The following is a 12,179-nucleotide window of genomic DNA, read 5'->3' as shown; positions in this document are numbered from 1 at the left end:
CACGCCCTTGCGGCAACTCCTATCATGCGGTGCATATCGGCCATCCCGGCACGCAGCCGGACCGATGCCGACAAGACCCAAGGACCGTCCATGCCACGCACGCTCTACGACAAACTCTGGGACGCGCACGCCTTCGCCGCCGAAGCGGACGGCACGTGCCTGCTGTACATCGACCGCCACCTGATCAACGAAGTCTCCAGCCCGCAGGCCTTCGAAGGACTGCGGCTGGCCGGCCGCGCAGCATGGCGGCCCGACTCCTGTCTGGCCATCGCCGACCACAACGTGCCGACCACGGACCGCAGCGGCGGCATCACCGAACCGTTCTCGCGCGCCCAGGTGGCGGCGCTGGAAGAGAACGCGCGCAGCCAGGGCGTGATCTTCTTCGGCATGCAGGACCGGCGCCAGGGCATCGAGCACGTGGTGGGTCCCGAGCAGGGCGCGACGCTGCCCGGCATGACGGTGGTGTGCGGCGACTCGCATACGTCCACGCACGGGGCGTTCGCCTGTCTGGCGCACGGCATCGGCACTTCCGAAGTGGAACACGTGCTGGCCACGCAGACTCTGCTGGCGCGCAAGATGAAATCCATGCTGGTGAAGGTGGAGGGCACGCTGCAGCCGGGCGTGGCGGCCAAGGACATCGTACTGGCGCTGATCGGCAAGATCGGCGCCGCGGGAGCGACGGGCCACGCCATCGAGTACGCTGGCTCGGCCATACGGGCGCTGTCGATGGAAGGCCGCATGACGATCTGCAATATGTCCATCGAGGCGGGCGCGCGCGCCGGCATGATCGCGGTGGACCAGGCCACCATCGATTACCTGCGCGGCCGGCCGTTCGCGCCCGCCGGCGCGCTGTGGGATGAGGCCGTGGCCTATTGGCGCACGCTGCATTCGGACGAGGGCGCGGCATTCGATGCCGTGGTCGAGATCGACGCTTCTTCCATCCGGCCCCAGGTAACGTGGGGCACGTCGCCGGAAATGGTCGCGACGGTGGACGGCAAAGTGCCCGACCCGGATGCCGAATCCGACGTCGTGCGGCGCGACGGCATGCGCAAGGCGCTGGCCTATATGGGATTGCAGGCCAATACGCCGATCGCCGAGATCCGCCTGGACAAGGTGTTCATCGGTTCCTGCACCAATTCGCGCATCGAGGATCTGCGCGCGGCTGCCGAGGTGGTCAAGGGCCGCCGCAAGGCCGACAACATCCGCCTTGCCATGGTAGTGCCGGGCTCGGGGCTGGTGAAGGCCCAGGCCGAACGTGAAGGACTGGACCGCGTATTCCTGGAGGCGGGCTTCGAATGGCGCGAATCGGGCTGTTCGATGTGCATGGCCATGAATGCCGACCGCCTGGAGCCGGGCGAACGCTGCGCCTCGACCTCGAACCGCAATTTCGAAGGGCGGCAGGGCGCGGGCGGACGCACGCACCTGGTCAGTCCGGCGATGGCGGCCGCGGCGGCCATCGCCGGCCACTTTGTCGACGTGCGCGCGCTGTGACGCGCGGGTCTTCCTCCTCCAGACACGGTTCCGTTCATCATGGATAAATTCACTCGCCTGCGCAGCACCGTCGTACCGCTCGACCGCAGCAACGTCGATACCGACGCCATCATTCCCAAGCAGTTCCTCAAATCCATCAAGCGCACCGGCTTCGGCCCCTACCTGTTCGACGAATGGCGCTACCTGGATCGCGGCGAACCCGAGCAGGACTGTACGCACCGCCCGCTCAACCCTGATTTCGTGCTGAACCAGCCGCAGTACCGCGGCGGCGCCATCCTGCTGGCGCGGGCCAACTTCGGCTGCGGCTCGTCGCGCGAGCACGCGCCCTGGGCCCTGCAGCAATACGGTTTCCGCGCCATGATCGCGCCCAGCTTCGGCGACATCTTCTACAACAACGCGATGCAGAACGGCTTGCTGCCCGTGGTGCTGGCCGACGCGCAGGTCGATGCGCTGTTCGCGCGCGCGGCGGCGGACGGCGTGATGGCGCTGGACGTGGATCTCGAAGCGCAAACGGTGGCCACGCCCGACGGCGCGCTGTCCTTCGGCTTCGATATCTCGCCGTTCCGCAAGTACTGCCTGCTCAACGGCCTGGACGACATCGCGCTGACGCTGCGCAAGGCCGACGAGATTCGCGCGTTCGAAGCGGCGCACCTGCAGGCCTTCCCCTGGCTGAAGCGCGACGCGGCGGCCGCCTAGGGCATGCATTGCCGCGCCCGCGGGCGCGTGCCACAATTTCCGCACCCGCCGCGCACGCTGCGCGCCCTCCCGCTATTTCGGCCGTCGGCCCCGCATGAGCAATCTCGTCCGCAAACTCGATCTGACGTCGCTACGCTTGTTCGTGGCCGTCTGCCAGGAACGCAACATCGCGCGCGCCGCCGAGCGCGAAGCGATCGCGCCCTCAGCGGTGAGCCGGCGCATCGCCGAGATCGAGCACGTGATCGGCCAACCCGTCATCCACCGCGAATCGCGCGGCATCTCGGTCACGCCCATAGGCGAGGCGGTGCTGCGCCATGCGCAGGAAGTCCTGGCCGGCATCGAGCGCCTGGAGGCGGAACTGTCCCGGTATGCCAGCGGCGCCAAGGGCACGCTGCGCATCGTCGGCCACATGTCGTCCATCGTGCAGTTCCTGCCCGAGGACCTGGCCGCTTTCAAGCGCGTCTACCCCGACGTCGACATACAGATCGACGAACAGACCAGCAGCCAGGTGCTGCGCAGCCTGCTCGAAAGCGATTTCGACCTGGGGTTCTGCAACCGCGTGCCGGGCATGGAGCAAGTCGAGTCCCTGCCGTACCGCCACGACCGGCTGTACCTGGCGGTGCCCAGCCGCCACCGGCTGGCGCGCATGGCGGTGGTTCGATTGTCCGACTTCGCCGGCGAGAGCCTGGTAGGCCTGGGCCAGGACGCCTCGCTCACGCAGCTGCTCGAACGGGAAGCGGCCAGGCTGGGCGCATCGCTGCGCGCCAAGATCCGCGTCAGCAGCCTGGATGCGCTGTGCCGCATGGTGCACGTGGGCCTGGGCGTGGCCGTGGTGCCGCAGCACAGCGGCGAGCTTTACGTCGATACGCTGGATCTGGCGCTCATCCCCATCGAGGAAGAATGGGCCTTGCGCGAATCCTTCATCGTGTTCCGCCAGCGCGGCGGCCTGACCGCGCCGGCCGCGGCGCTGGTGGATTTTCTGGCACGGCGGTGAAGGCGGCGGATATCACTTCGCCGTCGGCATCGCGAACTCCGCGCCCTTGCGCATGCTGCCCGGCCAGCGCTGCATGATGCTCTTCTGGCGGGTGTAGAAGCGCACGCCTTCCTCGCCGTAGGCGTGCATGTCGCCGAACAGCGAGCGCTTCCAGCCGCCGAAGCCGTGCCAGGCCATGGGCACCGGAATGGGCACGTTGATGCCCACCATGCCGACCTGGATGCGCCGGCCGAATTCGCGGGCGACGTTGCCGTCGCTGGTAAAGCAGCTCACGCCGTTGCCGAATTCGTGGGCGTTGACGAGTTCGACGGCCGACGCGAAATCGGGCACGCGCACGCACGACAGCACCGGACCGAAGATTTCCTCGCGATAGATGCGCATGGAAGGCGCGACGTGGTCGAACAGCGTACCGCCCAGCCAGAAGCCGCCCTCGCAGCCCGGCCCCGCCGCGGCCGGATCGAAACCGCGGCCGTCCACCAGCAGGCTGGCGCCTTCCTCGGCCCCCAGCGCGATGTAGTCGCTGATGCGGCGGTGCGCGGCGGCGTGCACGATGGGGCCCATCTCGGCATCCAGCTCCATGCCGTTCTTGACCTTGAGCGCGCGGGTGCGCTCGACGAGCCGGGGCATGATGCGGTCGGCCGCTTCGCCCACCAGCACCGCCACCGAGATCGCCATGCAGCGCTCGCCCGCCGAGCCGTAGGCCGAACCGATCAGCGCGTCCACCGCCAGATCGAGGTCGGCATCCGGCATCACGACCATGTGGTTCTTCGCGCCTCCCAGCGCCTGCACGCGCTTGCCGTGGCGCGCGCCCTGCTCGTAGATCGATTGCGCAATGGGGGTGGAACCCACGAAGGAAATCGCTCTGACGCCGGGATGTGCGATCAGCGCCTCGACCGCATCCTTGTCGCCCTGCACGACGTTGAACACGCCGTCCGGCAGGCCGGCCTGCTTGAACAGGTCGGCAATGATGAGCGAGGGCGTCGGATCCACGGGGCTGGGCTTGAGCACGAAGCAATTGCCCGCCGCGATGGCTACCGGGAACATCCACATCGGCACCATGACGGGAAAATTGAAAGGCGTGATGCCGGCCACCACGCCCAGCGGCTGGCGCAGCGTCCAGTTGTCCATGCCGGTGGAAACCTGGTCGGTGAACTGCGTCTTGAGCAATTGCGGAATGCCGCAGGCGAACTCGACGATATCGATGCCCCGCGCCACTTCGCCCTGCGCATCGGTGAACACCTTGCCGTGCTCGGCGGTGATGGCGCGGGCCAGGTCGTCCTTGTGCCGGTTGAGCAGCTCCAGGAAACGGAACATGACGCGCGCGCGGCGGATGGGAGGCACGTCGGCCCAGGCCGGGAAGGCGCGTGCGGCGCTGGCGACGGCGGCATCCACGTCCGCGGCGCTGCCCAGTGCAACGCGGGCGCCTACGACGCCGCTGGCGGGATGAAAGACGTCGGCGATACGCGTGCCGCGCGATTCGGCGCGGGCGCCGTCTATCCAGTGGGAAACGAAGGGAAGGGCGGAAGCGGAAGACATGGCGGGATTCCTGTGCGTGGCGGGCCGCATGCGGGGCTGCGGAACGAAGGCCTCAGTCTAGGCCGTGCGCGACATTTGGATAAGCGGGCCGATTCCGACTAAAGTGTTCAATATTCTGAACAATCCACCATGTAAATGCCCGCCGACCGCATCGCCTCATGGGTGGCCGACATCCATCTGCTGACCGTGCTCGCCCAGACCCGCAGCTTTACGCAGACGGCGCGGCGGCTCGGCCTGTCCAAGGGCTCGGTCAGCATGCGCATCGGCGCGCTGGAGCGGGCCGCCGGCATTCCGCTGGTGCAGCGCACGACCCGCGCCGTGGTATTGACCGAGGCCGGACAGCAGTTGGTAGCCGATGCCGGCCCCGCGTTCGACCGCATCGATGCCGGGTTCTCGGCCGTCAGCGACCTGTCGGGAACGCCGCGCGGCACGCTGAAAGTCACCGCGCCGGTTGCGTTGGGACGCCAGCACGTGGCCCCGGCGCTGGCCTCCTTCCTGCGCCGCTATCCCGACGTGCGGGTCCACCTCGACTTGACCGACCGCTTCGTCAACCTGGCCCAGGAAGGCTACGACCTGGCCATCCGCCATACGGCCGCGCCGCCGGACAGCTACGTGGCCTGGCCGCTGTGCGAAACGCGCTCATTGCTGGTCGCCAGTCCGGCCTATCTGCGCAAGCGCGGCCATCCGGTCCATCCGGCCGATTTGTCCCGGCACGATTGCCTGCTCTACCTGGGCGGCGCCGGATCGGACACCTGGACCTTCGTTCCCGCCGAGGAAGACGGACAGCCGCCGCTGTCGGTGCCCGTGCAGGGACCGCTCAGGGCCAACAACAGCGAAGTGCTGCGCGACGCGGTGCTGGACGGACTGGGCATCGGCTTGCTGCCGGATTTCAGCGCCAGTCCGGCGATGCGGCGGCTGGCGCCGGTGCTGCCGGCGTGGCGCGTCCAGGGGTTCTTCGGCAATCGGCTCTACGCTCTGCGGCCCTGGGCGCCGCGCGTGCCCAGAGCGGTGCAATGCTACGTAGAGCACCTGCGCTCGAGCTTCGCCGCCGGGTTCGCCGCTCCAGGCGATAAATAAGGCGACAGCAGGAAAGCCAGCGCCGCCGCGCAAGGCTGCTCGATTTTCAATGCCAGCAGGTCCTCGGCGCGCGTGCGGCCCAGGTTGACCGCGGCCACCGGCACGCCCGCCTCGGCCGCGGTGCGCACGTAGCGATAGCCGGAATGCACCATCAGCGACGATCCGACCACCAGCATGGCGTCGGCTTCGCGCACCGCCTGCAGCACCGCCGCGATGCGCTCGGCCGGCACCTGTTCGCCGAAGAACACCACGTCGGGCTTGAGCACGCCGCCGCAGCTCGGACAGGGCAGCATCCGGAACCCGGAAAAATCATCCGATTCCAGATCGGCGTCGCCATCGGGCGCATGCGCCGCATCGAGCACGGCCCACTGCGGATTCAGCCTTTCCATCTCGGCCTGCAGGTCAGCGCGCGCCAGCTTGTGCCCGCAGTCCAGGCAACGCACCGTATCCAGCCGGCCGTGCAGGTCCACCACCGCCCGGTTGCCGGCCGCCTGGTGCAGGCCATCGACGTTCTGAGTCACCAGCAGACGCATGCCGCCGCGCGCTTCCAGGGCCGCCAGCGCATGGTGCGCCGGGTTGGGCCCCGCTTTTCCGAAGTAGCGCCAGCCCACCATGCTGCGCGCCCAGTATCTCGCCCGGGCAGCAGTGTCGCCGGCGAAGGTGAGCAGGTCGATGGGCGGGCGCCGCTTCCACTGGCCGTGGCCATCGCGGTAGTCCGGTATGCCCGAATCGGTGCTGCAGCCGGCCCCGGTCAGCACCACCAGCCGGCGGGAACGGCCGATGAAATCCGCCAACTCGGCCTGTGCGGCAAATAGCGATGTATCCACGTCCCGTTTTCTCCCCCAAGATCCTCAGCATACCGCGAGGTGCATGCCCCACTGTCCGTAGAAAGACAGGGGCCGCTCCTTCAACCCCCTCCCGGCCTGTGGATAAGCTCTGGGAAGCAGGTTGTGCACAGGGTGTGGTCAGATTCTGGACAAGTGCCGGATTCTGCCGATCCGAAAAAGTTGTTCAAGTTGGGCGTACACCATGTGGACAATGTTATCCACATGCCTAATTTTTACGCAACCGATTGAAAAATATGAAGTTTTCAGGATGAAGAAAGTTATCCACAGGCTCCTATTAACTACGACCAATAAGATAGATAGTTATCCATAAAACCCCAAAACACTTCTCTGCTACGACGACGAACCCGCCCGCTACGCGGGTACGGTGCTTCCTGCAAATCCCCTTCGTCCAGCTCAGGTGCATGCAAAAGCCGGTTCGGCAGGAAAAAGGGCCGGTCGCTATCGAGCTGACCGGCCCTTTCATCGTGAACAGCGGGCATGACGCGCTACACCGCCTGCAACTTCTCCAGTGCTGCGTCCAGGGTGCTGTCCTGCTTGGCAAAACAGAAGCGCACCAATTGACGGTTCGAGCCTGGCGCATCCGGATCGCCGTGGAATGCGGCAATGGGAATCACTGCCACCCCGTGCTCGGTCGTCAGCCAGCGGGCGAACTCGCTTTCCGGAGCATCCGATATGGCGCTGTAGTCGGCCAGCAGGAAGTAGGTGCCGGGACAAGGCAGGGTTCGAAAGCGGGTCTGTCGCAGGCCCTGCGCCAGGCGATCGCGCTTGGCCTGGTAGAAAGCGGGAAGGTCCAGGTAGTGGCGGGGATCCCCCAGGAAGGCCGCCAGGCCGTGCTGCATGGGCGTGGAGACCGCAAAGACCATGAACTGGTGGATCTTGCGGAATTCGGCCGATAGGACGGCCGGGGCGCAGCAATAGCCGATTTTCCAGCCGGTCGTATGGAAGGTTTTGCCGAACGACGATATCAGCAGGCTGCGGGCCGCCAGGGCCGGCCGGCGGGCAATGGAAGCATGCTGGCGGCCGTCGAACACGATGTGCTCGTAGACCTCGTCGGAAATCAGCAGGACGCCCGTATCCGCCACGATGCGCTCGAGTTCGTCGAGATCGGCGTCTTCCAGGATCGCGCCGGTCGGATTGTGCGGAAAATTGATCAGCAGGGCCCGGGTGCGCAGCGTGATGGCCTGCCGGACCGCGGTCCAGTCCGGACGATAGGTCGGCTCCCCGGGCGTAGGCGGCAGCAAGGACACCCCTACCGGACGCGCACCGGCCAGCTTGATGGCCGGCACATAGGAATCGTAGACGGGCTCGAGCACGACGACCTCGTCCCCCGGCCCTGCAACGGCCAGGATGGCGGTCATCAGGGCCTGGGTGGCGCCGCTGGTGACGGTAATCTCGGTTTCGGGATCGTAGGACGCGCCGTACAAGGCCTCGGTCTTGGCGCTGATGGCCTGGCGCAGCGCCGGCACGCCGGGCATGGGGGCATATTGGTTGTGGCCGGCTCGCATCGCGGCATCCACCTGCGCCAGCAGTTCGGGATCGGCATTGAAATCCGGAAACCCCTGGCCGAGGTTGATCGCCTGTGTTTCGGCGGCGAGCCGGCTCATTACCGTAAATATAGTGACGCCGACATCCGGTAGTTTGGAATTGATCATCGCTTGCCTTATCGGGATGGATCCATAAGTGTCCGCCGGGCCGGTCGGCCCCTGCTCCGGCGGTTATCGGGCATTGTGGAACAAACTCGCAATAGCCCGTCCATGGGGGCTTTCCGCCTTGTTGTAATGCACTCACGCATCATTTGCGATACGCCGTCGAAATGTTATTGATTCGCAAAGTTTGCCCGGGTATGCTGCTATTCGCAGTTGAATTCAAGCAGCACGCAAGCTCCGTCTGGCATTTGCGGATGTCCGCCATTACCGTTCGTGTCGGCGTTCTTGGTTCTATTGCACTGTTTATTATTAGAGGACGCCGCACATGGCACAGAAGGGCAAGGTCAAATGGTTTAACGCGGACAAAGGTTTCGGCTTCATCACGCCGGATGCCGGTGGTCCCGACGTGTTCGCTCACTTTTCCGCCATCGTCGGCCGCGGCTACCGTAGCCTGGCCGAAGGCCAGGAAGTCGAATACGAAGTCAAGGATGGTCCCAAGGGTCCCCAAGCCGCGGACATCAAGCCGCTGTAAGGAACGTCCTTGTCATACGCGCGATGCGATAGCACCGCGCCCAACACCCCGCTAGACGGGGTGTTGTCGTTCTGAACGCGGTTCCATGCCCGCTTGCGGCGAAGCATATCGGGGTAAGGACCCAGGAAGCGGTGGATCCGGCTCCGCCGATCCGCCAGCACCGCCCCCTGGGCCCGGCGCCGGGCCGCCCCAAGGCGGGCCCAGGCCCCCTCGGGGGCTGCCGCGCAGCGGCTGGGGCCTCACCATCCCGGGCGCGCGTCAGCGCGTAGGGGGACACACCTCCGGATTGACGATATTGGCCGGCTTGCCCGCCGCCCAGGCCGCAATGTTCTCGAAGGCAACCTTGAAATAGAGGTTGTAGCTGTCGGCTTCGACGAAGCCGATGTGCGGCGTGCAAATGACGTTTTCCATGCGCAGCAGCGGGTGGCCTTGCAGGATGGGCTCGGATTCGAATACGTCTATGGCCGCCAGGCCGGGGCGGCCGCGGTTCAAGGCCAGGACCAGCGCGTCGGACTGGAGCAGCTCGGCCCGCGAGGTATTGACCAGCAGCGATTCCTGCCCCATGTGCTGCAGATCGGCCAGCGTGATGATGCCGCGGGTTTCCTCGGTCAGCTTGAGCAGCAGGCAAAGCACGTCGCTCGTTTCGAACAGGGCCTGCTTGCTCGGGGCGGTATCCAGGCCGTCGGCGCGGGCGCGCTCCAGCGTGGTGTCGCGGCCCCAGACCTGGACGTTCATGCCGAAGGCCTTGCCGTAGCCGGCCACCAGCTTGCCGATCTTGCCGTAGCCGAACAGTCCCAGGGTGCGGCCCCGCAGGGTGCGGCCCAGGCCGAAATTGGGCGGCATGGACGAAGCTTTCATCCCGGATTGCTGCCAGGCCCCATGCTTGAGGTTAGCCGCATATTGAGGAATCCGCCTCATCGCGGCCATAATGAGCGCCCAGGTCAATTCGGCCGGCGCGATCGGCGAGCCAACGCCCTGCGCGACGGCGATGCCGCGTTCGGTGCAGGCGGCCACGTCGATGTGCGAGCCCACCCGTCCCGTCTGGGAGATCAGTTTCAGTTGGGGGAGTTTGTCCAGCAGGGCCTTCGTGATCTGGGTGCGTTCGCGGATCAGTACCAGTGTTTCCGTGTCGCGCAGCCTGACGGCCAACTGGCCCAGGCCTTTGACTGTATTGTTGTAGACCTTGACGTCGTGGCCGTCGAGCAGGCCGAAGCAGTCCAGCTTGCGTATGGCGTCCTGGTAGTCGTCCAATATCGTGATGCGCATGGGCTTTCCTTGAGTCACGCGCATGGTAGACCAATCTGCCGCGGCGGTGGGAGCCGTCAACGGTAACCGACCCTTACGTTTCGGGATACACCGGCGCGGGAGCGGTATATTTAGTCCGACCGGGCTGGACGCCCGGTTGTCATTTACATATCAGGCGCTTGAAGCAGGCGCCGAGGAAGGAGATTTCATCCATGAATGCCGTGCCTGAATCAGCGGATTCCAAACAAACAGCGGCCATCGACGCGCCTGATTGGGTACGCCATGAACGACTCAAGGCCTGGGTGGCCGATATTGCCGCGCTGACCCGCCCCGACCGCATCGAATGGTGCGACGGCTCCCAGGAAGAATACGACCGCCTGTGCGAAAAGATGGTGCAGGCCGGCACCCTGCGCCGCCTGAATCCGGCCAAGCGCCCGAATTCCTACCTGGCCTGGTCCGATCCCTCGGACGTCGCCCGCGTCGAGGACCGCACCTTCATCTGCTCGGCGCGCCAGGAAGATGCCGGCCCGACCAACAACTGGGTCGATCCGGCCCAGATGCGCGCCACGCTCAATGGCCTTTTCGAAGGATGCATGCAGGGCCGGACCCTGTACGTGATTCCGTTCTCGATGGGGCCGCTGGGCTCGCCTATTGCGCAGATCGGCGTCGAACTGTCCGACTCGCCCTATGTCGTGACCAATATGCGCATCATGACCCGCATGGGCCGCAAGGTCTACGACGTGCTGGGCAGCGACGGCGAATTCGTGCCTTGCGTGCACACGGTGGGCATGCCGCTGGCGGCGGGCCAGGCCGACGTGCAGTGGCCGTGCAACGACACCAAGTACATCGTCCATTATCCGGAAACCCGCGAGATCTGGTCGTTCGGTTCGGGCTACGGCGGCAACGCGCTGCTCGGCAAGAAATGCCTGGCGCTGCGCATCGCTTCCAAGATGGGCCGCGACCAGGGCTGGCTGGCCGAACACATGCTGATCCTGGGCGTGACCGCGCCGGACGGCAAGAAAATGCACGTGGGCGCGGCGTTCCCGTCCGCTTGCGGCAAGACCAACTTCGCCATGCTGATCCCGCCGGCGGCGCTGCCGGGCTGGCAGGTCACCACCATCGGCGACGACATCGCGTGGATCAAGCAGGGCCCCGACGGCAAGCTACGCGCGATCAACCCCGAGGCGGGCTATTTCGGCGTGGCGCCGGGTACGAACGAAAAGACCAATCCCAACTGCATGGCCACGCTGCGCGAGAACGTGATCTTCACCAACGTCGCGCTGACCGACGACGGCGACATCTGGTGGGAAGGCATGAGCGAGGCCCCGGCCCATTGCCTGGACTGGCAGGGCAAGGACTGGACGCCGGAGATCGGCAAGAGCACCGGCCGCAAGGCGGCGCATCCGAACGCCCGCTTCACCGTGGCCGCCGACCAGAACCCGGCCATCGATGCCGAGTGGGACAATCCCGCCGGCGTGACCATCGACGCCTTCGTGTTCGGCGGCCGCCGTTCGACCACGGTGCCGCTGGTGACCGAGGCCCGCAACTGGGTCGAAGGCGTCTACATGGCCGCCACCATGGGCTCGGAGACCACCGCCGCCGCCACCGGCAAGCAGGGCGTGGTGCGCCGCGATCCGTTCGCCATGCTGCCGTTCTGCGGCTACAACATGAGCGAGTACTTCCGCCACTGGCTGGACCTGGGCGCCAAGCTGGCCGCGCAAGGCGTGCGCCTGCCCGCGATCTTCTGCGTGAACTGGTTCCGCACCGATGAGAACGGCAAGTTCATCTGGCCCGGTTTCGGCGAGAACATGCGCGTCCTGAAGTGGATGCTGGAACGCATCGAAGGGAAGGCATCGGGCCAGGACCACATCTTCGGCATTACGCCCAGCTACGGCGACCTGTCTTGGAGTGGCCTGGACTTCAGCAACGAACAGTTCGATCGCATCACGTCGATCGACCTGCAGGCGTGGAAGGAAGAGCTTCGCCTGCACGATGAACTGTTCGAGCTGCTGACCCATGGCTTGCCGCAGGAACTGCGCGAGGTCAAGGACAAGCTGGCGCAGCGTATCGCCGACTGATCTCTTTTTTGCAGGCATTGACGGGCCCGGGCGGCG

The 12,179-nt window shown here is 66.0% G+C and carries 10 protein-coding genes; 6 read left to right on the top strand and 4 right to left on the bottom strand.

Annotation, left to right across the window (positions count from 1 at the left end; all coding sequences use genetic code 11):
- The first annotated feature begins 90 nt into the window (after positions 1-90).
- From leuC to PIGHUM_RS01935, 3 genes are all read left to right on the top strand, one after another.
- Positions 91-1,491: a 3-isopropylmalate dehydratase large subunit gene (gene leuC, locus PIGHUM_RS01945; protein ID WP_124077554.1), complete on the top strand. Its 1,401-nt coding sequence runs from the start codon at positions 91-93 to the stop codon at positions 1,489-1,491.
- A 39-nt stretch (positions 1,492-1,530) separates the two neighbouring features.
- Positions 1,531-2,187, top strand: a complete 657-nt coding sequence (gene leuD / locus PIGHUM_RS01940) for a 3-isopropylmalate dehydratase small subunit (RefSeq protein WP_124077553.1) — start codon at positions 1,531-1,533, stop codon at positions 2,185-2,187.
- A 94-nt stretch (positions 2,188-2,281) separates the two neighbouring features.
- Positions 2,282-3,181: a LysR substrate-binding domain-containing protein gene (locus PIGHUM_RS01935; RefSeq protein WP_124077552.1), complete on the top strand. Its 900-nt coding sequence runs from the start codon at positions 2,282-2,284 to the stop codon at positions 3,179-3,181.
- A gap of 12 nt (positions 3,182-3,193) precedes the next feature.
- Here PIGHUM_RS01935 and PIGHUM_RS01930 read toward each other — a convergent pair whose 3' ends face one another.
- Positions 3,194-4,717: a CoA-acylating methylmalonate-semialdehyde dehydrogenase gene (locus PIGHUM_RS01930; RefSeq protein ID WP_124077551.1), complete on the bottom strand. Its 1,524-nt coding sequence runs from the start codon at positions 4,715-4,717 to the stop codon at positions 3,194-3,196.
- A gap of 135 nt (positions 4,718-4,852) precedes the next feature.
- Here PIGHUM_RS01930 and PIGHUM_RS01925 point away from each other — a divergent pair, with 135 nt between their 5' ends.
- Positions 4,853-5,794 (top strand): LysR family transcriptional regulator, encoded by a 942-nt coding sequence (locus PIGHUM_RS01925; RefSeq protein ID WP_124077550.1) that lies wholly within the window; start codon positions 4,853-4,855, stop codon positions 5,792-5,794.
- Here PIGHUM_RS01925 and PIGHUM_RS01920 read toward each other — a convergent pair.
- Positions 5,734-6,621, bottom strand: a complete 888-nt coding sequence (locus PIGHUM_RS01920; RefSeq protein WP_124077549.1) for an NAD-dependent protein deacetylase — start codon at positions 6,619-6,621, stop codon at positions 5,734-5,736. The two genes, PIGHUM_RS01925 and PIGHUM_RS01920, sit on opposite strands and share 61 nt — an antisense overlap.
- A gap of 506 nt (positions 6,622-7,127) precedes the next feature.
- A complete protein-coding gene (locus PIGHUM_RS01915; protein WP_124077548.1) occupies positions 7,128-8,294 on the bottom strand; it encodes a methionine aminotransferase in 1,167 nt (388 codons plus the stop codon).
- Between the two features lie 319 nt (positions 8,295-8,613).
- Between PIGHUM_RS01915 and PIGHUM_RS01910 the strand changes: the two genes are divergently transcribed.
- Positions 8,614-8,820 carry a cold-shock protein gene (locus PIGHUM_RS01910; protein ID WP_124077547.1) on the top strand — a complete coding sequence of 69 codons (207 nt, stop codon included), beginning with the start codon at positions 8,614-8,616 and terminating at the stop codon, positions 8,818-8,820.
- A gap of 258 nt (positions 8,821-9,078) precedes the next feature.
- Here PIGHUM_RS01910 and PIGHUM_RS01905 read toward each other — a convergent pair whose 3' ends face one another.
- Positions 9,079-10,086 (bottom strand): D-2-hydroxyacid dehydrogenase family protein, encoded by a 1,008-nt coding sequence (locus tag PIGHUM_RS01905; protein ID WP_124077546.1) that lies wholly within the window; start codon positions 10,084-10,086, stop codon positions 9,079-9,081.
- A gap of 191 nt (positions 10,087-10,277) precedes the next feature.
- Here PIGHUM_RS01905 and PIGHUM_RS01900 point away from each other — a divergent pair, with 191 nt between their 5' ends.
- Complete coding sequence (locus tag PIGHUM_RS01900; protein WP_124077545.1) at positions 10,278-12,143, top strand: phosphoenolpyruvate carboxykinase (GTP); 1,866 nt, start codon at positions 10,278-10,280, stop codon at positions 12,141-12,143.
- The last annotated feature ends 36 nt before the right edge of the window (positions 12,144-12,179 follow it).

It is taken from the genome of Pigmentiphaga humi (genome assembly GCF_900606115.1).
GTDB lineage: Bacteria > Pseudomonadota > Gammaproteobacteria > Burkholderiales > Burkholderiaceae_B > Pigmentiphaga > Pigmentiphaga humi.
This window is presented reverse-complemented; position numbering and strand designations above follow the sequence as displayed.

Excerpts from the sequence above, each read along its gene's own strand:
- leuC (WP_124077554.1), top strand. The coding sequence starts at position 91 with ATGCCACGCACGCTCTACGACAAACTCTGGGACGCGCACGCCTTCGCC.
- leuD (WP_124077553.1), top strand. The coding sequence starts at position 1,531 with ATGGATAAATTCACTCGCCTGCGCAGCACCGTCGTACCGCTCGACCGC.
- PIGHUM_RS01935 (WP_124077552.1), top strand. The coding sequence starts at position 2,282 with ATGAGCAATCTCGTCCGCAAACTCGATCTGACGTCGCTACGCTTGTTC.
- PIGHUM_RS01930 (WP_124077551.1), bottom strand. The coding sequence starts at position 4,717 with ATGTCTTCCGCTTCCGCCCTTCCCTTCGTTTCCCACTGGATAGACGGC.
- PIGHUM_RS01925 (WP_124077550.1), top strand. The coding sequence starts at position 4,853 with ATGCCCGCCGACCGCATCGCCTCATGGGTGGCCGACATCCATCTGCTG.
- PIGHUM_RS01915 (WP_124077548.1), bottom strand. The coding sequence starts at position 8,294 with ATGATCAATTCCAAACTACCGGATGTCGGCGTCACTATATTTACGGTA.
- PIGHUM_RS01910 (WP_124077547.1), top strand. The coding sequence starts at position 8,614 with ATGGCACAGAAGGGCAAGGTCAAATGGTTTAACGCGGACAAAGGTTTC.
- PIGHUM_RS01905 (WP_124077546.1), bottom strand. The coding sequence starts at position 10,086 with ATGCGCATCACGATATTGGACGACTACCAGGACGCCATACGCAAGCTG.
- PIGHUM_RS01900 (WP_124077545.1), top strand. The coding sequence starts at position 10,278 with ATGAATGCCGTGCCTGAATCAGCGGATTCCAAACAAACAGCGGCCATC.